This is a genomic window from Hymenobacter frigidus (assembly GCF_014640435.1).
Lineage (GTDB): Bacteria > Bacteroidota > Bacteroidia > Cytophagales > Hymenobacteraceae > Hymenobacter > Hymenobacter frigidus.
This window is the reverse complement of sequence record NZ_BMGY01000012.1, coordinates 87,517-112,654: the sequence shown is the minus strand read 5'-3', so window position 1 is coordinate 112,654 and position 25,138 is coordinate 87,517. Positions and strand designations below refer to the sequence as shown.

The window sequence follows — 25,138 nt, the reverse complement described above, 5'->3', positions numbered from 1 at the left end:
TGTGGGGGAAGGAGCAGGTACGCTGCCTAAACTAATAATGCTGTAATTAAGTTGTCAGAACACTAGTAGACAACCAACTCGTGAAAAAAGGCGACGTGCTGGCCACCCTCGACCCCGCCGACTACCAGCAGCGCGTGAATGCCGCCGAGGCCGCCCTCGCCGCCGCTCAGGCGCAGGTAGCGGCCGCCCGCGCCGGCGTGGCTACCGCCCAGGCCAATGTGCGCACCGCCCAAACCGGCATTGGTGTGAGTGAGGCCAACCAGGCCAAGCTCCGGAAAGACCTGAAACGCAGCACGTTTCTGCGCCAGCAGGACATCATTCCGCAGAGTGAGTACGATGCCGTGCAGGCCAACCTGCGCGCTACCAGCGCCCAGCGCGCCACCGCCACCGACCAGGTGAGCGTGGCCCGCCAGCAGGTGGCCGCCGCTCAGCAGCAAGTCAACGTGGCCCAGGCCGTGGTGAAGCAGCGCCAAGCCGACCTCGACAACGCCAGGCTGCAGCTCAGCTACACCACGCTGGTAGCGCCCGGCAACGGCATTGTGAGCAAGAAAAACGTGCAGCCCGGCCAGGTAGTGGCCCCCGGCCAGCAGCTCATGGGCTTGGTTTCGAGCAACAAAACCTGGGTCATTGCCAACTTCAAGGAAACGCAGCTGGAGGACATGAAAGTGGGCCAGCCCGTGAAGCTGGAAGTAGATGCCTACCCGCACGAGGAATTCCGGGGCCACATCGAGTCGCTTTCGGCCGCTACCGGCGCCCGGTTCGCCCTGCTGCCCCCCGACAATGCCAGCGGCAACTTCGTGAAAGTGACCCAGCGCGTGCCCGTGAAAATCGTGCTTGATAACGAGGATGCCGCACACCCGCTGCGCACCGGCATGAGCGTGAACGCGGTGGTGCAGGTGAAGTAAGAAATAAGCAACGTGCTAAAAGGTCGTCATGCTGAGCGCAGCCGAAGCATGACGACCTTTTAGCACATATGAATCGCAGTTAATGGAAACCGGATTTACCAAGTGGATTATCGTTGTGACGGTGGTCCTCTGCGTCCTGCTGGAGCTGATTGACACCAGCATTGTGAACGTGGCCCTGACCCAGATGATGGGCAACCTCTCGGCCACGCAGCAGGAAGTGACCTGGGTGGTGGCCTCCTACGGCATCGCCAACGTGATTGTGATTCCGATGACCGGTTTTCTGGCCGAGCAGTTTGGGCGGCGCAACTACTTTTTCGTGTCGGTGGTGATTTTCACCATCGCGTCCATCGCCTGCGGGCAGAGCACCAATATCTGGGAGCTGGTGGCGTTTCGCTTCATTCAGGGCATTGGGGGCGGCGCTCTGATGGCTACCTCACAGGCTATCTTGATTGATACCTTCCCGCCCCGGCAGCTGCCGCTGGGCCAGGCGTTATTTGACATGGGCATCATTATCGGGCCCACCATCGGCCCCACGCTGGGCGGCTACATCGTGGACAGCAACCTGGGCTGGCCCTGGATTTTCTACGTGAACGTGCCGGTGGGCATCCTGGCGGCTATTTTCACGCTGCTGTTCATCCGCGACCCGGAACGCATCAAAAACGCTATTCCGCGGCCCTTGCGCGAGATTGACTGGGCCGGCATTGGCCTGCTGATTCTGGGCGTGGGCTCGCTGCAGCTGGTGCTGGAGCAGGGCGAAAGCGAGGACTGGTTCGAAAGCGCCTACATCAACACGTTCGTGGTGTTTTCAGTCATCGGCATCGTCGGTTTCATCTGGCGCGAGCTCACGGCCGAAAAGCCCATTGTGGACCTGCGGGTGCTGGGCAAGAGCCGCAACCTGGCGGTGGGCGCATTCCTATCGTTCGTGCTCGGCTTCGGACTGTTCGCGTCGGTGTTTGTTTTCCCGATTTTCACGCAGCGTATTCTGGGCTTTTCGGCCGCCCAAACCGGGTTTTTGCTGCTGCCGGGGGCGTTGGCTTCGGGCTTTATGATGCCCATTATCGGCAAGGCCCTGCAGGCGGGCGTGCCCCAGAAGTACATGATTCCGGCGGGCTTCACCATCTTCTTCCTCTTCACGTTCTGGATGTCCTCGCGCATCTCGCCCACGGCTGGCGAGGGCGACTTTTTCTGGCCGCTGATGGTGCGGGGTGTGGGCCTGGGTCTCATTTTCCTACCCATCACCACCATGAGCCTGGCTGGTCTGCAGGGCAAGGACGCGGGCCAGGCGGCGGGCATTACCGGCATGATTCGCCAGCTGGGTGGCTCGTTTGGCGTGGCCATTGTGGGCACGTACCTGGAACGCAACATTGCTATCAACCGCGTGGGGCTGCTGCCCAACATTTCGCTCTACAACCCCGAAACCGTGCAGCGCATCCAGGCCCTCACCCAGAACTTCGTGAACAAGGGCTTCCCCTTGGAACAAGCCCGCCAGCAGGCTTACGCCGTCCTCGAAGGCATTCTGATGAAGCAGGTATCCATCATCACCTACTCGCAGGTGTTCTCGGCGCTGGGCTTCTTCTTTATCGCCTGCCTGCCGCTCATTTTTCTCATCAAGCGCAACAAGACCAGCGCAAAAATGGACTTGAACGCCGCGCACTAACGAGTGACTGAGTGGGGGAGTGACTGAGTGACGGTTCAGCTAAAATGCAGCTGGAGAAGCTGGAATAAACCACGAAGCGCGGGGAGTGACTGAGTGATGATTCGGCTAGAATTCGTCACTCAGTCACTCCCCCACTCAATCACTGTTTCTATGAGGCTGTTTTACGAGCTTTTGCCAACACCGACACTATTTCCAGGTATTCCTGTTTTAAATCCGTCAGACGCTCTTCTGGTACAATGCCCGCTTCGCCCAGCAACTCCAATCAAAGTTGAACTTCATCAGCCCCTTCTACGCAGATGCTGAGCTTGGCAAAGAATTCGGCTGCTGACCGCCCCCGGCAAGCAGCCCGGCAATTGGCTGCCACCGATGTAGCACAACGTAAAAGCTGTTTGCCAAGCACATTCGCTTCACCGGAATGTGGCAACCGTTGATACAGTCGAATAACACGTAAAGCTGCTGCTTTCGTACGATTACGAAACGCCTCATTAAGCGCAGCTTTTTCCGTCGTTTCCATTAATCACTCAGTCATTCCGCCACTCAGTCACTCCTTACTGGTACTGAATGTAGAGCGGCGCGGGCACCAGGGCGATGACTTCCTTGGGCGTCATAATATGGTAGGGGGCCGGCCGGGCGTCGTACTCGTAAAAGAGCTTGAAGCCGGTGTACTGCACGGGCTCTTTCACGATGTAGGCGTGGTAGGAATCCTTTTTGAGCGTGGGCTCGCCGTGGCCGTCCATGTGCATCACAATCTGCACCCGGGGGTCGAGCTTGATATTTTTGTAGTTGGTAATCATTTTCCGGGTGAAGCGGTGCACGGTGAGCACCTTGGGCGGGAGCTTATTCTCGCTCACGATGCGGGCCAGAAACTGCACGGCGTAGTTCACGTCGGCGGCGTCGAAGGTGCCGATGCGCTGATTGGGGCGCACGCCGGGCATGGTGGCCAGCGAAAACTCGGGGTCGATACCGAGGTGGACAATAGGGTCTTTGAGGTACTGCTCCAGCTTGGGCAGCTCGGCTTTGAGGGTGCTGTGACCCACCTGCACGTCGAGGAAAAGAATGCACTTGTGCTCCTTGGCCCAGCTGATAACCTCCTCAATGGTGGCCTTCGAGTTCATCAGGCGCCACTTACCGTCTTTGCCGGGCGTGCCCTGGGCCGTGATGGTCACGTTGTGCAGCGCGGCCTGCACGGGCCGGCTGGGGTCGGCGGCCTGCCATTCGGCCAGCACCTTCTCAAGCTTGCGAAACATCTGCTCCTTGGGCTCGCGGCCCAGAATGCCCATGCCCTTCGAGCGGATGTTGCCGTAGAATGCAATGATGCGGTGGCCGGGCAGAATAGCGCCCGGCAACGCGCCGCTTTTGCGCACAATGGAGTCGGCCCGGAGCGAGTCGCGGCGCATGGCCAGGGCCTTCAGCTTGATGGTATCGGTGGGCGCGGGCGGGGCAGCAGAATCACCCGCGGCGGTGGTGCCGGCAGCGGCGGTTTCGCCCTCGGCAGGGCGGGTGGAACAGGCGGAAAGGCCGGCAACAGCCAGCAAACTCAACGATGCGGCCACAACGGCGCGGCGCGGCAGGAAAGAAATTAACACTGAATAAAAACGAGTTAGAAGGCCAATACTACCCGCAAGTTAGCCCATTCCGGGCGGTTGGCCTCCGGGCAAACCCAGAAAAGTCCCGGCAGTAGCCGAAGCTTTTCGAACAATTTCTTCAAGTATCCAGCCGAAATGGTCCTGACTGTTCAACCGGGGGGCTGGATAAAACCAGGCCCTTTCAACCGGGCCGCTGGCCCGATGAAAGCAGACTCAACAAAGATAGTTGTACTCGTCACGAAGTAGTCTGCGAGAACGATGTAGCGGCGCGACCCTTCGCGTCTCAGCGTTGAACGGTTGAGGTGTTGACGGCGCGAACGCCGAGACGCGAAGGGTCGCGCCGCTGCACCAATTGATACAACGTTTATAAAACTACTCTAATCAGGCAAATAAGAACCTTAATCTGAAAGCAGAACGAAACCGACATTGGCTGCTGCCGGCCGACTAGTGGTTTGGCACAGTTTTGTGATACCCTCTATTATCGGCCCAGTAGCCGGGCCGGGACTCCGGCCTCCGAGGTCCGGTTTCTTTCACTCATCCCAACCAGTTCTGGTTATGAAAATTTCACGCCTTTCGGGCGGCCTGGCCGCGGCTTGCCTATTCATTTCTGCGGTGGCCAGCACCGCATCGGCCCAGGGTGCCCGCGATGCCTATGGCAACCCCAAGGCTGCGCCATCGCCTCGGGCCTCGGCTCCGGTGGGCCGCTCGCGGGGCTATAGTAAGCCCTCGTATTCTTCGCCAACCAGCGGCAGCGCTTCGGGCGTGCGGTTTGGCTTCCGGGGCGGTCTGAACCTGGCTGATGTGCAGGGCGATGCCGTGAAAAGCTTCACGAACCTGGCCGGCTATGCTCCCGATGGCGCTGTCACCCGTGAGATGCGCCCCGGCTTCTATGCTGGCCTCTACGCCACGCTGCCCATCGGCCCCGGCTTCGCCATCGAGCCCGGCATCAGCTACTCCGAGAAAGGCACCGTGCTCAGGGGCACCCTTCCCTTCCCCGCCCTCGATTTCCTGAATGCCCAGGTAACTGGCACTGCCCGCCTAGCTTATGTGGACGTGCCGGTGCTGGCCAAGGTGTTCGTCACACCGGGCTTCTACCTCTATGCAGGTCCGCAGGCCTCGTTTTTGGTGAGTGGCAAAGCCCGGGTGGAGGCCGGCGCGCTGGGCTTCACGGCCTACAGGCAGGATTTTGACGTCTCCAACCAGCTGCGCAAAGTGGATTTTGCCGCCGTGGCGGGCCTGGGCTACCAGTTCGAAAACGGCCTGGGCCTGAGCGCCGGCTACGACTACGGCCTAACCTCGCTTGATACCAACAACCGCTTCGACGCCCAGAACCGGGTTATCAAAGTCGGCCTGAACTACTCCTTCTAATTATTCAAGCCGATTACCGGCCATTTTATCCCACTGTCCTGGTTCATTTATTGCTCGGGTAATTATCCGAAATAGGTTATGGAAAGGCCTCGCCGATAGCACAGCGGGGCCTTTCTGGTTTTGGCAGGTTCCTACACAGAACGACCATGCTGAGCTCAGCCGAATTGAAAGTCGCTATGGGCAAGTAAGTGCCAAGCCACTAGCTTTTAGCTAATAGCTGTTAGCTTTTGTTCTCATAGCCAAGTGATTATACCGGCTTCATTGTTCGTTTAATTAGGGCTTGGCACTTATCTCTGCTACTTCGCTATAGTCGCATTCAGTTGGCGTTTCCTTACAAAGTGAAGTTGGGTGAATACCCTGCCGATGCCACCTGACCAGACAATTGCATTCGGGCATCCCGGTTTTTTAGCTTGCTCTGTTCACCAGCCGCCACGCGGGCAAGGAAGCCGCATTTTGGAGGCTAGTTCCCAACAAGTTGGTTTTTTAGAAAAATCTTCATTATATCTTCATGAGTAGTGGTATGCATTGCTACATTTGGACTCCATTTTGTTATGTCATCATTTTTTCTCACTCAAATTCCCACTCTCCATTATGAATAAGCGTCTCGTTGGCTTCGGCCTGCTACTCATCTTCGGCCTGTTGCTGGCTGTTGTTCCCGCCCGCGCCGCTGGCAGCCCCGATGCCGTGCTCGGCGTCTGGAAAAACGGCGAAGGCACGGGTATGATTCAGATTTTTAAGAAGGCCGACAAGTACTACGGCCGCCTGGTGTGGCTGAAAGTGGCCAATACCCCCGCCGGCACGCCCCGTACCGACGTGAACAACCCCGACGAAGCCAAGCGCAAAACTCCTTTGAAGGGCCTCGAAAACATGCGTGACTTCACCTTTTCGGGCGATAACAAGTGGGAAGGCGGCAAGATTTACGACCCAAAAAACGGCAGCGACTACAGCTGCGAAATGACCCTCGTGGATGCCAACACCCTGGAAGTACGCGGCTTCATCGGCGTATCACTCTTCGGGCGCACCGACGTCTGGAAGCGCCAAATGATGAAGAAGTAAATTCCCGAATGAAGGAGCAATAAGCTGAGTGTTGGCTCCCGGGCCCGCCTTCAGCCTATTGCTCCTTAATTTCGCAGCGGGCAGGCTGTGCCCGCTCTATTCATACTTTTCGCTTCCCAATTCTTTTCAATGAATTCTTTCTACTACTTGCTTGTGAGCGGCTTGTTGCTGGCTACTGGGGCCCGGGCCCAAACGGTGCCCGCCGACACCAGCCGCCGGGCCGCCCCCGCCGCCGCCGAAGAAAACTTCGACGCCTTTGGCGATGCCGCCGCCGATGCCAGCATGAGCTACAACACCCAAAAAGTGCTTTACCTCACGCCGACGAAGCTTATTTCATTCGGCTATGAAGCGCAGCTGCCCTACGACCTCACCAGCAAGGGCCCCGCTACGGCCCCCGGAGGCGGCACCATGGCCGAAACCAAAGTTGATGCGGCGCGGGGCATCCGCCTGGCGCTGAATGCGCCGGTGGTTTCACGCACCGATTTTATTTTCAATGTGGGCCTCACTTACTGGAACACGGGCCTCGACCTGGCCAACCCCGAGCGCTCCCCTTATTTCGACAAGCTGAAGGATGGCTTGCGCACCACGGGCGTGAACACCACCATCTTCAATCCCTTCGACAACAAGCACTTTCTGCTTCTACAGTTCAACCTGGATGCCAACGGCAACTACCGTAGCCTGGGCGACCTGAAAAGCGAGCACTTCACCTTCAGCGGCACGGGCATTTATGGCTGGAAGCCCAACGACAACCTGCAGTGGGGCCTGGGCCTGACTCGTACCTATCGTGCCGGCCAGCTCCTATACATTCCGGTACTGCTCTACAACCGCACTTTTTCGCCGCAGTGGGGCTGTGAGGTGATATTTCCGGCCCGCGCCGAGCTGCGCCGCAACTTCGGCACTTCGTCGCTGATTAAAATCGGCTACGAGCTGGAAGGCAACGCCTATTACCTGGGCCGCATCGGCAACGACAACGTGTACCTACGCCGGGGCGAGCTGAAACCGCGCATTACGTATGAGCGCAAACTCGCTGGCTTCGTGTGGGTATCGGCGCAGGCAGGCTTTCGCTACAATTACCGCAACGACGCGTTTCGCAACCAGGATGTGACCGGCAAGCGCGAAAGCACCTTCGGCTCGGAACCCGCGCTTTTCAAAAACACGCTGACCAACCCGCTCTATTTCAACGTGAGCCTGAATCTGGTTAGCCCATAAATCGGGGTGCGGCCTGGGCAGCACTTCGGTGGTAGCCCAAGCCCCTTACCTACCAATTGCGACTGCCCCGGCAGAGCAGAGAGCCGGCCCAAGGTGCCGCTTCTGCCCTGCCGGGGATTTTTTTGGGAATTCCAGATGAGGTATTGACCAGCGCACAGGCATGGCGTTGCGGTCCGCCCGTTATCTTAATGCCCCAAAGCCACTTCCGCTGCCATGTTTTTCCGCCGCTCGCCGTCGTCCGCTGCTGCTGCGTCACTCTCCGACCAGGAGCTGCTGGCACGCTACCGCGCGCACGGCGACGTGGCCGACCTCGGCCGGCTCTACGACCGGTACCTGCCCGAGGCTTTTGCCGTAGCCCGCCGCTACCTGGCTCCGCCCGACGAAGACGCCCAGGATGCCGCCATGCAGCTGTTTGAGCACTTGGTGAAGGTGCTGCGCACCCACGCGCCCGACAACTTCCCGGCCTGGCTGCACACCACCGTTCGCAATTACTGCCTGATGCAACTGCGGGCCCGCAAGCGCGCCGGGCCCAGTGCCGGGCCGCTCATTCTGAGCTTTCCCGACGCGGCCGATGTGGAATCGGCGACCACTCGGCATCTGCCGGACGAAGGCGCAGCCACCGAGGAGGCCGAAGCTGCCGAGCTGCGCCTGCAAAGCGTGGAGGTGGCGCTGGCGCAATTGCCCACGGCCCAACGTCGCTGCCTCGAATTATTTTACCTCGAAAAGAAGTGCTACCGCGACATCGCCACCGAAACCGGCCTTGAACTGAACCTAGTGCGTAGCCATTTGCAGAACGGCAAGCGGATGCTGCGGCGGCAACTGGAACCACCGGCGACGCCGGTACCTGCTCCCCGCCCGCCCCTTCCCGCTCCCGATAAAAACGCTATTCATGTCGCCCGCTGACTCGCCCTTTGCCCAGCTGCCCGCCCCCGGCCCGCACCCGGCCACGGCCGAGCTGCGCGCATACGCGGCGGGCACCCTACTTCCCGCCGAGGAGTACCGCATTGAGGCCCACACCCTCGATTGTGAGCGCTGCGCCGATTTAGTGGCCGGATTTTCGATGAGCGACCCAGCCACGACAGACCAGGCCGTGGCCGACCTGCGCACCCGCCTCCAAGCCCGCGTGGGCCCGGCCGAACCCGTGCCCGTGGCTGGCGGCTGGGCCTGGCCGCGCCTTGCGGCGGCGGCCGCTCTGCTGGGTGCGATAGCCGGCAGCATCTGGAGTTGGGAGCATTACGAACCAGCCCCGGCCACCGCCCGCCTCGAAACGGCAGCCGCTCCCGTGCCAAGCGCCGCAGCCAGCGGTGAGTCCAAACCCGCCCAAACACTCGAAATAGCCGCTGCCGAAGTCCTGGCTGCCAAGGCGGCTCCGGAAACAGATGCGCTGGCGGCGGCTTCAACGATACCAGCAAGCGCCCGGCAGGCCGGTTATGCGGCCGTTGTGCCGGCTCTGGTGCCGCGCCGGCGGGCCTTTGGTCGGGTGGCGCGGCCGGCCGCTCAGCCGGCAACGGAATCAGCTGCCCGTTTCAGCCGCTCAAATCAGGAAAGCGAAGTGGCCGCCAACGAGGCAGTCGCGAGAACCACTGATATGCCAGTGCCAACAGCGGCCCCGGCGGCAGCCAGCTCCGCTGCCGGAGTTCCGCCCCAAAGTGTCACCGTACTAGCCGAACCAACCGCTACTGATACGCTGGCGCAGGATAATGCAGCTAAGATGAGCCGGCAGTATGCCAAAGCCATATCAAATATTAACGCCTTGGCGGCTGATAATACGGCGCGCGTGGCGACTACGCCCATGCCGACAGCGCCGGCCATCAACCCCGCGCCGGTAGGCGGCACGCCGGCTTTTCGGGAGTACCTGCGCCGCGAGGCGACCAAATTTGTGCCTGAAGATGGGGCATCTCAACTAAGTGGCTTGGTACGCCTGCAGTTCACGGTGGGAGCCGATGGCAAGGTGAGTAATCTGAAAGTGGTACGCGGACTGCGGGTCGACTACGATGAGGAAGCCTTGCGCCTGGTATGCGAGGGCCCCGCCTGGCAGCCAGGCATTAGCATTGGCCGCCGCGCTCCCTTACCGGTGGAGATGACGGTGCCTTTTTAACGTAGTGTGGACTTTTGGTCTGCGGGGTGATGATTTCTATTCGCGTACTAAAAGTCCGCGCTACAGCGTGGTGCCGGGCTTCATTGTGCCCTCGTTCACTGATTTTAGAAACGTAATCAGGCCTTTGAAATAGGTTTGCTGGTCGTCGTATAAGCTCATGTGGCTGCCCTGGGGGCAAATGAGGACATTGCCTTTCTGCACTTTGCTGGCAATCATACGCATGTGCTCGGGGTCCATGGTGTCGTACTTGCCACCGATGGACAGAACGGGTACGCTCAGCTTGGGCAGGTCGGCGGTGCGGTCCCAGTTCAGAAGTTTGCCCGAAACCCCAAACTCGCTGGGGCCCTGCATGGTGACGTAGAGCGACTGATTCATTTTACTGAAAGAGCGGGTTATAGGCTCAGGCCACTGGTCCAGCGGCAGGCGGCAAATGTGCTCGGCGTAGAAATTGGGCATCAGCAGCGCCATGTAGCGCGGGTTCTGAAAGTCTTTTTTGGCTTCGATTTGGCGGATTTCAGCCAACACTTCGGGCTTCATCTGCTTAGCCAGCACCTCCTGGGCATATTTGCCATAGGCGGGGCAGCTCATCATCATATTCGAAATGATGAGGCCCTTGAGGTTTTGCTGGTACTTGAGGGCGTACTCGGCGGCCAGGATGCCGCCCCAGGAATGGCCCAGCAGGTAAAAGTTGGTGTTGTCGAGCTTCAGGGCCTGGCGCACCTGCTCCACTTCCTCCACGTAGCGCGGCAGGCTCCACATGGCGGTGTCCTTCGGGTTGTCGGAATTGCCGCAGCCCAGCTGGTCGTAGTAGATAAATTCAATGCCTTCCTGGGGCAGGAAGTTTTCCATGCACTCAAAATACTCGTGCGTAGCACCCGGCCCGCCGTTGAGCAGCAGCACTTTGATTTTAGGATTGTTGCCGAAGCGCTTGGTCCAGACCTTGAACTGGCCCTTGGGCGTGCTGATGGGAATCATCCGCACGTTGCCGTCCTGCACGCCGGTTTCGGTGTTGGCGAAATAACTGGTCGTGGTGCCAGCCGGGACCGGGGCAGTAGCCAGTTCGGTAGCGGTGTCCGTGTCGGGCGGGGCGGGCTTGCTGCAGCTGATAACAAGCGGGGTACTGAGCAGCAGGGCCGCCATCAGGCGCAGCGAGGCAAGTGATTTCATGGCAAATTGAATTAAGCGGCAGCCACTTGGAGGGCTATTTACAATGGCAATAACGTCATGACGAGCGCAGGTTGAGGCGAAGGGAAGCCAGAAAAGAAAAGCGGCTCAGACAGGGGCCGCCTTTCTTCTTTATCTGCCACGCGAAATTAGCCGCTTATCAGACACCAAAACGCCGCGCCGCCCATAAAAAGAACGACGCGGCGCTTAGCGAATAGCAGCTTTGTGAGCGGCCCTAGCCGCTGTAGCCGCCGCCGCTGGCGGGCTCGGTGGCGCTGCCACCCGGCTCTACTTCGCGGGGCAGTTCGGGCTCAGTCCTGATTTCGAGGTGGCTGTAGTCGGGGGCGCCGTTGCCGCCGGCCACAGGGGCTTCGTTGTAGGTGCGCTCCAGCTCCGAGGTGTCAAAATCTTCCACGGGCGTGCCGAAGCTCACCTTGGCCGTGATGCGGTACTCCACAATGCGGTTGTCGCGCACCTTGCAGCTCTGGTCTTTGATGTAGATGCCCGAAATATTGGGTACCGAAGTGCTGAGCGACGCCACGGCGCGCTGCAGCGCATCTTCGAAGCTTTTGTCGGACGAGGCCAGGATTTCAATGACTTGTTTGATGGAGGACATTCTATTAAATGTGGAAGTGTGGTTGATGGGAAAATGGGAAACGCATGTTTATCATTCTTGCTCACTGGCGTGTACGCCAGCAGGGCTTTCATGGCCACCCGCGAACCAATAAATAACATAATTCCGCGCCGGTGTACTTTTGCAACCAGCGCGTGCGCCGGCTTTTACATTTTCGCATCTTCACATTAGCACATTTTCATATTTCATAAAATGGATTTCCGCACCGAAAAGGACACCATGGGCACCGTGCAGGTGCTTGCTACCGCCTACTGGGGCGCCCAAACGCAGCGCAGCATCGAGAACTTTCCCATTGCCCAGGACATCAACCGGATGCCCAAGGAAATCATCGCGGCCTTTGCCTACCTGAAGAAAGCCGCCGCCCTCACCAACCGCGATGCCGGCGTACTGACGGCCGAAAAAGCTGAGCTGATTGGCAAAGTCTGCGACGAAATCCTGGCCGGGAAGCTAGCCGATTCGTTTCCGCTGGTGGTGTGGCAAACCGGTTCGGGCACGCAGTCCAACATGAACGTGAACGAGGTGATTGCCTACCGCGGCCACGTGCTGCAGGGCGGCCAGCTCACCGACGAAAAGAAGGTACTGGCCCCCAACGACGACGTGAACAAGAGCCAAAGCTCGAACGACACGTTCCCGACGGCCATGCACATCGCAGCCTACAAAATCCTGATGGAGCTGACCATTCCGGGCATCGAGAAGCTGCGCGACACGCTCAAGGCCAAGAGCGAGAAGTTTATGCACATCGTCAAAATCGGCCGTACCCACCTCATGGATGCCACGCCGCTCACGGTGGGCCAGGAGTTTTCGGGCTACGTGTCGCAGCTCGACCACGGCCTGCGCGCCATCAAAAACACGCTAGCCCACCTGAGCGAGCTGGCCCTGGGCGGCACCGCCGTGGGCACGGGCATCAACACGCCCCAAGGCTATTCTGAGAACGTGGCCAAGCATATTGCCGACCTCACCGGCCTGCCCTTTATCACGGCCGAAAACAAGTTTGAGGCCCTGGCCGCCCACGATGCCATTGTGGAAGCCCACGGCGCGCTAAAAACCGTAGCCGCTTCGCTCATGAAAATCGGCAACGACATCCGCCTGCTGGCTTCGGGCCCGCGCGCCGGCATCGGCGAGCTGCACATCCCCGACAACGAGCCCGGCTCGAGCATCATGCCTGGCAAGGTAAACCCCACGCAGTGCGAGGCCATGACCATGGTGGCGGCCCAGGTGATGGGCAACGACGTGGCCATCAACATCGGCGGCATGAGCGGACACTTCGAGCTGAACGTGTTCAAGCCGGTCATGATTTTTAACTTCCTGCACTCGGCCCGCCTCATCGGCGACGTGTGCGTGGCTTTCAACGACAAGTGCGCCGTGGGCATCGAGCCCCTCGAAGCCAACATCAAGAAGCACGTCGATTCGTCGCTGATGCTCGTTACGGCCCTCAACCCGCACATCGGTTACTACAAAGCCGCCGAAATAGCCCAGACGGCCCACAAAAACGGCTCTACGCTCAAGGAAACCGCCATCGAGCTCGGCTACATCACCACCGAAGATTTCGACGCGTGGATGAAGCCCGAGGAAATGGTGGGCGAAATCAAGAAGTAAGTGCTTGTTCTAAATTAAACAGTCAATCAGAACGTCATGCTGAGCTTGTCGAAGCATCTCTACCGCTTCGTCAGGGTCGTTCAACGAAGCGGTAGAGATGCTTCGACAAGCTCAGCATGACGCCCTAATACCTCGTTTAATTTTGTGCAGGCACTTAGGTTGTCAATCTGCTAATCGTCTGTCATCCTAAGCTTGCGAAGGACCCTATCGGGTTAGAGCAAATCGTTCGAAAGTGATAAGGTTCTTCGCAAGCTCAGGATGACAGATGGTTACCTATTAAGCCCCCATCCTCCCATGGATTTTTCTGCCCCCGTCGTCCTCGAGAACAGCCGCGCCCGCCTGCGCCCGCTCGAACTCACCGATTTCGAAGCCCTCAAGGCCTTGGCTTTCGATGCTGAGCTGTGGCGCTACACCCTCACCCGCGCCGACGACGCCGTGAGCCTCGCGGCCTACCTGCGCCAGGCCGTGGAGGCCCGTGCCCAGGACCAGCGCTACCCCTTCGCCATCATCGACCGGGCCACCGGAGAGCTGGCGGGCAGCACCAGCTACTACAACGTGCACGAGGCCGAGCAGCGCCTCAGCATCGGCTACACCTGGGTGGGCAGCAAGTTTCAGCGCTCGGGCCTGAACCGGGCCTGCAAGCACCTGCTGCTCAGCCACGCGTTTGGAGCACTGAATTGTGAGCGGGTGGAGCTCGAAACGGACTCGCGCAACCACAAATTGCGCACGGCCATGGCCCGCATGGGCGCTACTGAAGAGGGCACGCTGCGCCACCACCGCCTCACGCAGGGCGGCCTGCGCCGCGACACCGTCATTTTCAGCATCATCCGGCCCGAATGGTCGGGGCTGCGCCAAACGGTCTTTCAGGAATTCGAAGCCCGTGGCTGAGCCGGCACTGCCTACCCCGGAACGCCTGCGCCCACCCGAGGGCTTGTGGCGGCGGCGCGTGGCCAGCTTCGGCCACGCCGGACGCGGCGTGTGGTCGGCACTGCGTTCCGAAGTGCATTTGCGCCTCCACGCGGTAGCCACGGTGGTGGTTATCGGGCTAGGGTTTTACAGTGGCCTCTCGCGCCTGGAGTGGGCGCTGGTGGCGCTGGCCGTGGCTTGCGTGTGGGCCGCTGAGCTAATGAATACGGCCATTGAAGCCCTTACCGATTTGGCCTCGCCGGCTTACCACCCGCTGGCCGGCAAGGCCAAGGACGTGGCGGCCGGGGCTGTGCTGCTTGCGGCGCTGGGGGCGCTGGTGGTGGGGGCGCTGGTATTCGTACCGCATTTCATTTAGCCATTACTCATTTTAAAACGGATTAAAAACCATTGCTGAATGTGGGCGTAAGCCTATTCAAATGCCGCAAACCCAACCCGTACGGTGGTTGGCTGCTAACCAATAAATACCCATGCGCCTCCTTTTTTTAGCTGCTTCCCTACTGCTCACTTCCGCTTGTGCCCCCCAGCAAGTGAGCGTGACTACGCCTGCCACGCCGTCCCGAGGCCCCATTGCGCCGGGCACACCCGCGTCCACTAAAACCAACACCGTGGACCCCGGGTCTGCCCGCGTGGCCAAATCAGACACCGCGGCGCGCCCGGCCTGGCTGAAGGCCCGCATCGCGGCGGTGCTATCGGAGCGCAAGCGCAACCCCATCACCCGCATTCTTCGCTATCAGTATGAGGACAAAGATGTTTACTATCAGTCGGCTCCGTGCTGCGACCAGTATTCGCAGGTGTTCGATACTAAAGGCAAGCTGGTTTGCCAGCCCGACGGCGGCATTACGGGCAAGGGCGACGGCCAGTGCCCGGACTTCGAAAAAAACAAATCCAACGAGAAACTGGTCTGGCAAGACCCCCGGTAAAAGGAATTATGAGTTTTGGGTTATGAATTACGAGTTGTCGTTCGGGCCAGTCGTGTTTTTAACTCATAATTCATAACTCAAAACTCATTATTAAATCCATGAATACCCTCGAAAAACTTGGCGCTTTCAACGTGTGGGCCAATACCACCGTGCTGAACCGCCTCAATGAAGTGGCCGCTACCGGCCAGGAAATTCCCCCTATCGTGCTGCGCCTCCTCAGCCACGTTCTCAATGCCCAGGCCATCTGGATTGCGCGCATCGGCGGCACGCCCAGCCCCGTGAAAGTGTGGCAGGAGCACGACCTGGCCGCCTGCCACCAGCTGCACGCCCAAACCTCGGAGACCCTGCACCAAATCATGGTGCAAGCGGATGAAACCGAGTTGCAGCGCCTGATTTCCTACACCAACTCGCTGGGCGATAAATACGATAGCATGGTGCACGATATTCTGACCCACGCCGTGGTGCACGCCAGCTACCACCGCGCCCAGGTAGCCACCCGCCTGCGCGACCACGGCCTGGAGCCCGTGAACTCGGATTTTATCACCTACTGCCGCGAGCTGAGCGCGGCCGGGCTCGCCACGGTCAGCCTGTAGCCCAAGCGCCCAAATGCAAAAAGGCCGCCCCAATCGGGGCGGCCTTTTTGCATTTGGGCACTTGGGCAGTCGCGGACAAGTAACTGTAATTCACTAAAAACAACGTCATTCCGAGCTTGCCGGGGAATCTCGCCGGAGTTATCCGCGCCGCCTACTGGCGCGGGCGAGATTCCTCGGCAAGCTCGGAATGACGTTCTTCTTTATTCGGTTACTTGTGCGTGAGCCGCTTAGTTCAACGGTAGCGGCGAGGGCTGGATGGTCGTCACGTTGTCGTTGGTAACCACAATGCCAGGGAGCCTGACGGTGCGGTAGGCGTTCTGGCCGGCGGGGGCCGTGGTGCTGGGGAAGAATTCTACCCGATAGGTGCCTGCGGGCAATGCGCCAATCTGGAACCGGCCGGAGGCATCGGCCATGGTGCTCACCGTATCAGACGCAAGCAGGCCCGACGTGCGGATGGCCAGAATCTGGGGCAGGGCCGCCGCCGGAACTACGGTGCCGCTGATGCCCCCGCGCACATCCTGCGCCACCACCCGAATGACGGGCTTGAGCAAGTAACGCTCTTTTTTGTCCTTGCTGGGGTCCCAGTTGCCGCGCTCTACAATGGAGCGGGCCACGTCGAAATCGAGCAGCAGCTGGAAGGTCTCGCGCTGGCGTAAGGAGGCTTTGTCTAATTTCAGCTTGATGCCGGAGCTTTGGCCGCTGGGCGTTTTCAGGTCGTAGCGCAGGCCGTCGCGGCCGATGACGTAGCTGTCGGGACCCAGGATAAGGCGAATTTCCTTGAGGTCGCCGGGGGCGAAGTCTTCGCTCACAAGCAGCGCCGACTTGCCATTCACGTACTGAAGCACGTCGACGACCTGAGGCTTGAAGCTGAGCATTTTCCAGCCGTTCGGGTCGTTTTCCTCCTTCAGGTGCACTTCTACCTGGCGCACGTCCAGAAACACACTGCGGAAGTCACCAGGGGCATCCATTAGCCGCACCTCCAGCTTGGAGGAGTTTGCGCCTTCGTCGGAATTTTTGGAGCAGCCAGCCAGGCCCAGCAGGGCAATGGCAGCAAGAGGCAACATACGGTTGAGAATCATACGCTTGATGTTGTTTAATTATTAGATTAATGCAAATATTTAACTACCAGTAAAGTAGCTGATGGGCTTACTCCAATAATACGGCCAAAGTTGCCGGGACCTTACGGCTTAGTAGTGTCAGCCGGCACGGGGTCTACGGGTCTGGGCTTTGGTTTAGGTTTATTGAACAAGCTATTGAAGCCTTTTGCCAGCTGCTCCCTGGCCTTGTTGGCGGCGTCGATGCGCTGTTGCTGCTTGTCCTTTAGGGCTTGGGCGGCGGCTTCTTCTTCGGTCTGGCCGGCGCGCCGGATGCTGTCCTCGCGGCTCACGGCGCGGGGCTTCACGCCCAGCAGGTCGAGGGCTTTTTGCTTGGCTACGTTGGCTACCAGCGCCTTGCCCTGGTCCTTCATACTGCCACTGGTCAGCTTCACGCTGGGGGCCTTCACGGTGCCGCCAATGTTGAGGCCGAGCGTCACGCGGTCGGTGCCCTTGATGTTGCTCACGCCCGTGAGGCGGGTGAGCTGGCTGCTCATGGCCGTGCCGAGGCGGCCGGTGGGCACATTTAGGGCCGTGACGTAGGCCAGGGCCCCGGCCAAGTTGTTTGAGCCGCCGATGGTCATTTTCACGTCGCCTACTGTGAGTTCAAACGGCTGCACCACGAGGTTACCATTCACGAGGTTGGCCTGAATTTTCTTATTGACCACCAGCAGGGTTTTCAGCTCGGGCAGGGTGGTGAGGCTGGCAATCTTGGTCATCACCTCCGACTGATTCAGGGCCGCCCGCACCACGTCAAAAACCCCTTTACCCGACAACGTAGCGAGGTTGGGGAACATATCCGGTCCCATTTCGCCGCTCACGCTGAAGTTGGTGCCAAACACGCCCTCCACCTGGCTGGCCAGCGGCACCAGCGTCTTTATCGTATTGAAAGCCGAGAAAGCCCGCTGAAAATTCAGGTCCTTGATGTTCAGCCCAAAGTTGAATTTGGGGTGCGCCAGGTTCTGGCTGCTGTAGCTGCCCGTGGTGCCAAACGTGGCCCCCAGGGTATTGAACGTCATGTTTTTGAGCGTGGCCGTCTGGTCGCGCACCGTCACCACGCCCTGGGCATTGGTCAGCTTCAGGTTGTCGTAAGTCACGTTATCGACGCGGCTATTCAGCACCAAATCGAAGAACTTCGGAATCTGCAACACGCCGTTGGCCTTGGCCGGGACCGCGCCGCCAGTAGCCGTGGGCTTGGCCGATACCTCGTCTACCATCCACTCGTTCACGTTGAAATTGCGCGAGTTCACCGTCAGGTTGCCCTTCAGCGCCTGCCCCGGCGTAAACAAGTAGCCCAAATAATTGCTGATGGTGCCCGAGGCCGCGAAATCGGAGCTGCCGGCCGTGCCGTTCAGGCGCTGCACCGCAATCTGGTTGTTATTGAAAGTAGCGGTGCCCGAGCTGATTTTCACGCCCTGCGGCAAGTCGGCACTCTTGTAGGTCACGTTGCTGGCCGTCACGGTGCCGCTGGCTACCACGTTCTGGTAGCGGCCGGCTTCCACGTCGGCCATGTTGCCTTTGGCGGCAATGTTGCCGGCCACGCGGCCGGTCACGGTCATGCCCTTGAGCGGGAAAATCTTTGTGATTTTGGTGAGGTCCACCGTGCCGCGCACGTTGGTATCGAACACCGGCTTATCGATGTTGTGGGCCGTGAGGCGACCTTCCAGCGGCTCGCCCTCCAGCACCATCCGGAACTGCGGCAGGTTGATTTGCGTGTCGTTCACCTGGCCCGTGGTGTTCACCACCGTGCCGCTGAGGTTGATGTTCTCAATAGGAGCGGGAAATTTGGCCGATTTCACAAAGCCATTGGTGAGGCGGATGGCCGCGTTCACCACCGGCATCCGGGTTTTAGAATAGATGCCCTTGGCCGTGCCGTCCACGAACAACTGCCCGCGCATGACCAGGTCTTTCACCGGGTACACTTTCAGGGCTTCGGCCAGGTTCACGTTGGCTTTCACGCGGCCGTCCACCTTCATCGGTTCCAGCCCATCGATGGTAATGTTGCCGTCCACTGGGTCGGGCCCCAGGTCGAGATGAAACTGTGGGATATTGACTTTCAGGTCATTGGTCACACCCGTGAGGTTGCTCACCTGCATCTTCAGGTTGATGTTTTTGGCCGCCCTTGGCAGCTCGGGGTAGTGGAACTGGCCGTTGGTCACGGTCAGGTTCACGCCGTAGCCGGGCAGGCGGGTGTCGTTCTGCACGCCCTTCGCGTAACCATCAAACGCCACCTTCCCGCTGGTTTCGATATTCTTGAACTTGTCAGTGTAAGCACCCGGCACCAGGCTGAGCAGGGTTTTGAAATCCGTTTCGAGCGCCTTGAAGGTGACGTCGTAGGTAATATCCGTGGCATTGGGCAGGCCGATGGCCCCGGCAAAGCTGAACGGGAAGTCGTTGAGGGTAATCTTGTTGTCTTTGAACGTGTAGAGGCTTTTGTTGAGGTCCATGTTCATCGTCACGTCGGCGTCGAGCTTCTTATCGGTCACGTAGGCCACGTCGTTGTAGGTCATGTCCAGGTCGGTGGCCGTGGTTTGCGACTTCATGTCGAACACGTTGCTGGCGAAGTCGCCGCTGCCGGAGTGGTTCACGCCGCGCGCCTCCAGGCGGAAGGGGAGGGTCAGGTCCTCGTAGCGCAGGTGGCCGTCGGTCAGTTTCCAGCCCTTGATGGCCAGGCTCACCTGGCTCGTATCCTGGCCCTTGGCGGCGGCGGCCGAATCCGAAATCAACACGTCCCAGTTGGCCAGGCCACTTTTCAGGCGGCGCAGGCTCAGGTCGGGCCGCTCCAGTTCCACACTGTTAATCCTGATTTCCTGGCCTTTAATCACGGTCATGATATCCAATCCCACGCGCATATTGGGCAGATAAGCCAGCGTATCGCGGCTGAATGAGTCCAAGCCAATCACGCGCAGGTCTTTGATATCTAACGTCAAATCGGGGAAGGAGTGGAGCACGCTCACGTCAATATTGGCCGGGTCGTACAGCACTTGGGCCCGCACGCGCTGCGCTATCTGCCTATCGGCCAGGGCCCGCAGCTTGTCTTTGAATAGAAAAGGTGCCGCCACGACCGCCGCCAACAGCACCACCACAAACACGACAACACCCAACAGAATTTTCCGCATAGCAAGACTAAATGAGTTATTTCAATCAAAGGTAAAACGAGCGGGCTCGCCCCGGTTTTATGACATCATCAGCCTCAAACCCATTCCGTAGTCGCGCAACGGTGTCATTCCGGTCTGCCAGTTACCCGCTCTAGCACTTGACAACTAACACAACAACGCCGCCTGACTACTCCCACTGCCGACCAATCCGGTGGTCGAAGCCTTCGAAAGGCTCCTCTTTCGCAAATCGTATAATTGACCAATGCTTGTTAAAATCCTTTTTTAATAATTAGATAAATTATAAATTATTATCAAATTATCATAAATAAATTTTTACACTATATTTGGCTCTGCTTCGCATTTTTCATTGAAGCTGTTTAAGAATTTAAAAGAACTGAGTGACCGTCATGCCGAGCGCAGCCGAGGCATCTCGCTCGCCTCGTTGAACGGCCCGGACGGCCCGAGCGAGATGCCTCGGCTGCGCTCGGCATGACCGACTAACAAATTACTAAACAACTTTTACGCCAACTGCACCAGGGTTGACAGCCTCAATCCCGCTTTCCAGATTACATATTCTGTCCTTATCCACTACCGGCAATATCCAGGCGGCTCCCGGCTCAAGTACCGAGGGCGTCAACTGAATTTCTCCGCATTTTCTGCATCATGAATCGTTTTCTCCTCTTTCTGACTTTTTCGCTAGTGGCATTTGCTCGCCCGGGGCACACCCAGGTAGCCACCACGAGTCTTAGCGGCAGTGTGCAATCCGATGAAAGCAAGCCCTTGCCCGGCGCAGCTATCACCGTCATCCATGTTCCTTCCGGAATGCGCCACGCGGCTGCTTCCGATGGTAGCGGGCAGTTTATTATTCCCAATCTGCTGGTGGGCGGTCCCTACGTGATGCAGGTAGGAGAGGGCGGCTACCGCCCCCAAACAATGGAAAGCATTTTTCTGGAGAAAGGCAAATCCGCTCCGTTCACTGTCACCCTGAGCAAGCTGGATGCCGTTGGCAACAACACCCCTGGCAAAAACCGGAGCGCCCGGGCCGCCCGCACCACTACCACCGAAGGCCTGGCGGCAGAGAGCGTGGTAGGCGGCCCCGTACTATTTTCCACTACCACTACTCCCACGTCTGCCCGGAGTACCTCTTCCGCGCGGAGTGTTCCGGCGGCCCGGTTCCTGCCCGTTCCCCAAATCATCCCGGCCCCCGCGCCTGCACTGCCGCCCGTGAGCGCGGCAGTTCCAATACCGGCGGCCCCGCGCTATGCCCGCAACAGCCGCTACGTGCCGCGCCGCACCACCCCGCCCGCCCCCGACCCCATCGTGCCGGGCCGCTACGATGCTAAAACCGGCAATTACTTCTACGATACCGGCCAGCCTACTGCGCTGAAGCTACCCGGCGGGGCCGTCATCACGGGCGTTGGCGCCAACTCCACCGAAAGCTACCTCCACCACTTTCTCAACAACCCGGCGGTGCAGGTCGATACCGTGGACCTGACCCAGGGCTGGTTCAACTTCGACCGGGTGTTTTTTGACGCGGGTAAGGCCACTCTCACGGCCGAATCGGTGAATCAACTGCGCAACGTGGCCACGCTGCTGCGCGCTTACCCCAAGGCCCGCATCAAGCTGGGCGGCTACACCGACAGCACCGGTACCTACAAAGTGAACAAGCTGCTCAGCGATGCCCGCGCCCGCACCGCCTGGGCCAGCCTCGTCGAAATGGGTATCAGCCCCAGCCGCGTAGATGCCCGCGGCTACGGCCCGCGCTACGCCATCGCGTCGAATACCAGCGAAGAAGGCCGCGCCCAAAACCGCCGCCTGAGCGTGAAAGTGCTTCAGAAGTAGGGCCCCGGCGGCCCCGGTACCATAAGGCTTCGGGTGTATCTTCGCGTAGCCCGCCGCACTAATCTGCGTAGTAGCGGCGTTATGTCGGCCATTATGCCAATGCTTTGCCCTTCGTTGCGCATCAGAACTACGCGGCTTGCGCTGGCCGCGGGCCTGTGGCTGGGTGTTGTTTCGGGGGTACGGGCGCAGGATGTGTACTTCTCGCAGCCGTTTGCCACCCGCCTGCACACCAACCCGGCTTTCACGGGTTTAGTCGACGACTACGGCCTCACGCTGAGCTACCGCAACCAGCATCCTACCGTGGCGGGCTCCTTCGTGAGCGCCCAGGCCGCCGCCGATGTGCGCCTGACCACGCCCGGCCAGCACCACGCCCTCGGCCTGCTCATCAATCAGGACCGGACCGGCAGCGTGGGCTACACCCGCCTCGAAATCGGCGGCCTCTACGCTTACCATACCCGCCTCACCGAGCGCCTGGCCCTGAGCGGCGGCCTGCGGGCCAGCTACGGCCGCCAGCGCGTTGGATATGATAATTTCGTGTTTGGCGACCAGATTCTGGAGGATGGCAGCCTGACCGGACCATCGGCTGAATCCCTCAGCTTTCCACCCGTTAACTACCTGAGCGTGGGCACCGGAGCCGTGCTTTATTCCGAGCAAGGCTGGCTGAGTCTGGCAGGCCAGCACCTCAACCAGCCCAGCCTGGGTTTCCAGCGCCAGAGCCAGCTGCCGATGCTGCTGAGTGCCTCCGGCGGCTACAAGTTCTTCGTAGTCAGACCCGGCACGGGCGTAGCAACGCGCGAAGTGAGCTACACCCCCGTGGCGGCCTATACCCGTCAGGGAGGCTCCCAACGCGTCGAAACCGGCCTCTACTTCACTGCTTCGCCGGTCACGCTCGGGGCCGTGTATCGCAATATTTTTTCTCCCGGCAACGTTGGTAATCAACACGTACTCGCTCTGGTGGCAGGCATCGAAGCAGGGGGTTTGCGCGTAGGCTACAGCTACGACGTGGGCATCAGCCGCTTGAGCGCCGACTTGGGCGGTGCCCATGAACTTACGCTAGCTCTTCGCGCATTTGACCGACTAGAAAACGCCCATCGTCGCCTAAAAAGGCGTGTTTACCCGCTGGCCCCTTGTCCGGCATTCTAATTTTTTGTACTATTGTGTCCTAATTGCCCTAGCTAACCCCTCCTCCCCCATACTCATTTTAACTTTGTTATGAAATTAACCAATTATCTACGCTTGGCAGTAGTGGGCGTAGTGGCCTTGGCCAGCTGCGGTAAAAAAGGGCCGCCCACGGCCTCTCAGCCCGGCAAATATTCCTCTACAACAGGTATTGAGTACAACACGGAGAAGGGCATGGCCGTGGCCAACTTCAAGAAGATTCCCGAAGGCCCCGGCCTTGTGTTTATCGAAGGTGGCCGCACGGTACTGGGCTCGCAGGAGGAAGACGTAACCATGTCGCACGACAACATCGAGCGCACGGTGACCATCGCCTCGTTCTACATGGACGAAGCCGAAGTAGCCAACATTCACTGGCTCGAATACCTGCATTTCATTCGCACCGACTCGGCCGAAGAGTTTTACCGCTCGGCTTTGCCTGACACCACGGTGTGGGCCCGCGACCTGTCGTTCAACGACCCCTACGTAACCTATTACCTCCGTTACCCCGGCTTTCGCTACTTCCCCGTAGTGGGGGTGAGCTGGTTGCAGGCCGATGACTATTGCACCTGGCGTACCACCAAGGTTAACGAGGGTTTGGCTACGAAAGGGTCAAGTGAAAAAGGCGGCCTGTTTAGCCGTAAGCCCAAGCCTGCAGCCGCAGGTGCTGAAGGTACGGCTACGGCTGGCGCGCTAGCCGACGGCAAAGATGGTCCCTCAATTGAGAAAGGCAACACGCTGCCCAACTACCGCCTCCCCACCGAGGCCGAGTGGGAATACGCCGCGCAGGCCCTCATAGGCACTCAGGAAATAGGCAACGAGAACCAAGAAGAGAAGCGCATTTATCCTTGGGATGGCAAGTCGACCCGCAACGCCTATGGCAAGAAGCAGGGCCAATTCCTGGCTAACTTCAAGCGGGGCCGCGGCGACTACGCCGGCATCGCCGGTAGCCTGAACGACGGGGCCATGATTACCGACTACATCTACTCGTACCCCCCCAATGACTACGGCCTCTACAACATGGCCGGCAACGTGAACGAGTGGGTGCAGGACGTGTACCGCCCCCTTTCGTTTCAGGATGTGGAAGACCTGAACCCCTTCCGCCGCAACGGTGTGGGTGACCCCGCCGATAAGTACGACAAGAAAGGCTATCAGTCGCTGATTGACGACCACGTGCGCGTGTACAAAGGCGGTTCGTGGCGCGATGTGGCCTACTGGCTCTCGCCCGGCACCCGCCGCTTCATGGCCGAGGATTCGGCCACGGCAACTATCGGTTTCCGTTGCGCGATGATTAACGCTGGCAGCAATAAGTAATTCGCTTCGCAGATTAGAAAAGGCCGCTCCTGACTCAGGAGCGGCCTTTTTTGTGGCAGCTAAATATTCGTGTGTTACTTCTGCGCCTACCTGTCCGCGCAGGCGATGGTCGCGATGCTAACCTCGGCCGCGCCGGCCGCCAGCAGCACCGCGCCGCAGGCTTCGAGCGTGGCTCCGGTGGTAAGTACGTCGTCAACTATCAAGATGCGACGGCCGATGATATGAGCGGGGTTTTCGACCTCGAAGACCGTGGCGACGTTTTCCCAGCGCTGGGCGCGGTTCTTCTTGGTTTGAGTTTTGGTGTTGGTGGTGCGGCGCAGGGCGGTGTTGCTGGCGGGCACTTTCAGGCCCTCGGCGAGGCCGGTGGCGAAGGCAGCGGCCTGGTTGTAGCCGCGCTTAGCCAGCTTGCGCGGGTGCAGCGGCACAGGAATGATGAGGTCGAAATCGGCGGCTAGGCCAGCGGCGTGCAGCTCGGCCCCGTAGAGCTGGCCGAGGGCGGTGCCCACGTCGCGCTGGCCTTGGTACTTGAGCTCGTGCAGCAGGTGCTGCACCCGGCCGTGGCGCACGAAGCGCAGGTAGCTAAGGGCGTGGCGCAGGGGCAGCTTGCCCCAGAAACGGCGGCCCAGCGGGTTCTGCTCGGGTGGCAGGCGGTGGAAATCGGTGTAGGGCAGCTCGGCCCGGCAGCCGGTGCAGAGGTGGGTTTCGCCGGTTACCAGCGGCTCGCGGCAGGCCAGACACAGGCGCGGGTAAATCAGGCCAAGAAAATCGGCCCACAAAAAACGCAGCATGGCGGTAGAGCGGGGGAAGGGTTTGGGAGTAATTTTGGGAAAGCAATGTAGCCAGAATTGATGACCATGCGGCATGCGCACGTCATGCTTCCTCTTGCGTCCGCACCGCCGCCGCAGCTCTGCTATTTCGTTAC

Annotated in this window: 22 protein-coding genes; 15 read left to right on the top strand and 7 right to left on the bottom strand. The window is 59.5% G+C overall.

Going from position 1 to position 25,138, the window contains the following annotated elements; all coding sequences use genetic code 11:
* Window positions 1-80 precede the first annotated feature (80 nt).
* Together IEW17_RS08700 and IEW17_RS08695 are read left to right on the top strand one after the other, a co-directional pair.
* Window positions 81-905, top strand: a complete 825-nt coding sequence (locus tag IEW17_RS08700; protein ID WP_229748899.1) for an HlyD family secretion protein — start codon at window positions 81-83, stop codon at window positions 903-905.
* Window positions 906-987: 82 nt separating this feature from the next.
* Window positions 988-2,562: a DHA2 family efflux MFS transporter permease subunit gene (locus IEW17_RS08695; RefSeq protein ID WP_188561640.1), complete on the top strand. Its 1,575-nt coding sequence runs from the start codon at window positions 988-990 to the stop codon at window positions 2,560-2,562.
* A 262-nt stretch (window positions 2,563-2,824) separates the two neighbouring features.
* On the opposite strand, the gene IEW17_RS08690 is transcribed toward IEW17_RS08695, so the two are convergent.
* Both IEW17_RS08690 and IEW17_RS08685 read right to left on the bottom strand, forming a co-directional pair.
* Window positions 2,825-3,076, bottom strand: coding sequence for a four helix bundle protein (locus tag IEW17_RS08690; RefSeq protein ID WP_229748898.1), 252 nt, complete (start codon window positions 3,074-3,076; stop codon window positions 2,825-2,827).
* A gap of 34 nt (window positions 3,077-3,110) precedes the next feature.
* A complete protein-coding gene (locus IEW17_RS08685) occupies window positions 3,111-4,148 on the bottom strand; it encodes a hypothetical protein (RefSeq protein WP_229748897.1) in 1,038 nt (345 codons plus the stop codon).
* 555 nt (window positions 4,149-4,703) lie between these two features.
* Between IEW17_RS08685 and IEW17_RS08680 the strand changes: the two genes are divergently transcribed.
* From IEW17_RS08680 to IEW17_RS08660, 5 genes are all read left to right on the top strand, one after another.
* Window positions 4,704-5,516, top strand: a complete 813-nt coding sequence (locus tag IEW17_RS08680; RefSeq protein WP_188561639.1) for a porin family protein — start codon at window positions 4,704-4,706, stop codon at window positions 5,514-5,516.
* Between the two features lie 591 nt (window positions 5,517-6,107).
* A complete protein-coding gene (locus IEW17_RS08675; protein WP_188561638.1) occupies window positions 6,108-6,572 on the top strand; it encodes a DUF2147 domain-containing protein in 465 nt (154 codons plus the stop codon).
* A 129-nt stretch (window positions 6,573-6,701) separates the two neighbouring features.
* Window positions 6,702-7,781, top strand: a complete 1,080-nt coding sequence (locus IEW17_RS08670; protein ID WP_229748896.1) for a DUF6268 family outer membrane beta-barrel protein — start codon at window positions 6,702-6,704, stop codon at window positions 7,779-7,781.
* A 213-nt stretch (window positions 7,782-7,994) separates the two neighbouring features.
* Window positions 7,995-8,684: an RNA polymerase sigma factor gene (locus IEW17_RS08665; RefSeq protein WP_188561637.1), complete on the top strand. Its 690-nt coding sequence runs from the start codon at window positions 7,995-7,997 to the stop codon at window positions 8,682-8,684.
* Window positions 8,671-9,879, top strand: a complete 1,209-nt coding sequence (locus IEW17_RS08660) for an energy transducer TonB (RefSeq protein WP_188561636.1) — start codon at window positions 8,671-8,673, stop codon at window positions 9,877-9,879. Before IEW17_RS08665 ends, IEW17_RS08660 begins: the two co-directional genes overlap by 14 nt.
* A 60-nt stretch (window positions 9,880-9,939) precedes the next feature.
* Here the strand turns inward: IEW17_RS08660 and IEW17_RS08655 are convergent, their stop codons facing one another.
* A complete protein-coding gene (locus tag IEW17_RS08655; protein ID WP_229748895.1) occupies window positions 9,940-11,046 on the bottom strand; it encodes a proline iminopeptidase-family hydrolase in 1,107 nt (368 codons plus the stop codon).
* A 232-nt stretch (window positions 11,047-11,278) separates the two neighbouring features.
* Window positions 11,279-11,659 carry a dodecin family protein gene (locus IEW17_RS08650; RefSeq protein WP_188561635.1) on the bottom strand — a complete coding sequence of 127 codons (381 nt, stop codon included), beginning with the start codon at window positions 11,657-11,659 and terminating at the stop codon, window positions 11,279-11,281.
* 210 nt (window positions 11,660-11,869) lie between these two features.
* Between IEW17_RS08650 and fumC the strand changes: the two genes are divergently transcribed.
* From fumC to IEW17_RS08625, 5 genes are all read left to right on the top strand, one after another.
* Complete coding sequence (gene fumC, locus IEW17_RS08645; protein WP_188561634.1) at window positions 11,870-13,273, top strand: class II fumarate hydratase; 1,404 nt, start codon at window positions 11,870-11,872, stop codon at window positions 13,271-13,273.
* A gap of 294 nt (window positions 13,274-13,567) precedes the next feature.
* Window positions 13,568-14,161 (top strand): GNAT family N-acetyltransferase, encoded by a 594-nt coding sequence (locus IEW17_RS08640; protein WP_188561633.1) that lies wholly within the window; start codon window positions 13,568-13,570, stop codon window positions 14,159-14,161.
* Window positions 14,154-14,555 (top strand): diacylglycerol kinase family protein, encoded by a 402-nt coding sequence (locus IEW17_RS08635; RefSeq protein WP_229748894.1) that lies wholly within the window; start codon window positions 14,154-14,156, stop codon window positions 14,553-14,555. The genes IEW17_RS08640 and IEW17_RS08635 overlap by 8 nt, the downstream gene beginning before the upstream one ends.
* 112 nt (window positions 14,556-14,667) lie before the next feature.
* Window positions 14,668-15,120 (top strand): DUF6970 domain-containing protein, encoded by a 453-nt coding sequence (locus tag IEW17_RS08630; RefSeq protein ID WP_188561632.1) that lies wholly within the window; start codon window positions 14,668-14,670, stop codon window positions 15,118-15,120.
* A gap of 98 nt (window positions 15,121-15,218) precedes the next feature.
* On the top strand, window positions 15,219-15,713 hold the full coding sequence (locus tag IEW17_RS08625) for a DinB family protein (protein ID WP_188561631.1): 495 nt from the start codon (window positions 15,219-15,221) through the stop codon (window positions 15,711-15,713).
* Between the two features lie 227 nt (window positions 15,714-15,940).
* Here the strand turns inward: IEW17_RS08625 and IEW17_RS08620 are convergent, their stop codons facing one another.
* Window positions 15,941-16,777: a DUF4382 domain-containing protein gene (locus tag IEW17_RS08620; protein ID WP_188561630.1), complete on the bottom strand. Its 837-nt coding sequence runs from the start codon at window positions 16,775-16,777 to the stop codon at window positions 15,941-15,943.
* A gap of 116 nt (window positions 16,778-16,893) precedes the next feature.
* Window positions 16,894-19,926: an AsmA family protein gene (locus IEW17_RS08615; RefSeq protein WP_188561629.1), complete on the bottom strand. Its 3,033-nt coding sequence runs from the start codon at window positions 19,924-19,926 to the stop codon at window positions 16,894-16,896.
* A gap of 642 nt (window positions 19,927-20,568) precedes the next feature.
* Between IEW17_RS08615 and IEW17_RS08610 the strand changes: the two genes are divergently transcribed.
* From IEW17_RS08610 to IEW17_RS08600, 3 genes are all read left to right on the top strand, one after another.
* The gene (locus IEW17_RS08610; RefSeq protein WP_188561628.1) at window positions 20,569-21,747 is read left to right on the top strand and encodes an OmpA family protein; all 1,179 of its coding nucleotides are present in this window, start codon (window positions 20,569-20,571) and stop codon (window positions 21,745-21,747) included.
* 99 nt (window positions 21,748-21,846) lie between these two features.
* Window positions 21,847-22,890: a PorP/SprF family type IX secretion system membrane protein gene (locus IEW17_RS08605; protein WP_229748893.1), complete on the top strand. Its 1,044-nt coding sequence runs from the start codon at window positions 21,847-21,849 to the stop codon at window positions 22,888-22,890.
* A gap of 69 nt (window positions 22,891-22,959) precedes the next feature.
* Window positions 22,960-24,216: an SUMF1/EgtB/PvdO family nonheme iron enzyme gene (locus tag IEW17_RS08600; protein WP_188561626.1), complete on the top strand. Its 1,257-nt coding sequence runs from the start codon at window positions 22,960-22,962 to the stop codon at window positions 24,214-24,216.
* 86 nt (window positions 24,217-24,302) lie between these two features.
* Here IEW17_RS08600 and IEW17_RS08595 read toward each other — a convergent pair whose 3' ends face one another.
* The gene (locus tag IEW17_RS08595; RefSeq protein WP_188561625.1) at window positions 24,303-25,004 is read right to left on the bottom strand and encodes a ComF family protein; all 702 of its coding nucleotides are present in this window, start codon (window positions 25,002-25,004) and stop codon (window positions 24,303-24,305) included.
* Between the last annotated feature and the right edge of the window lie 134 nt (window positions 25,005-25,138).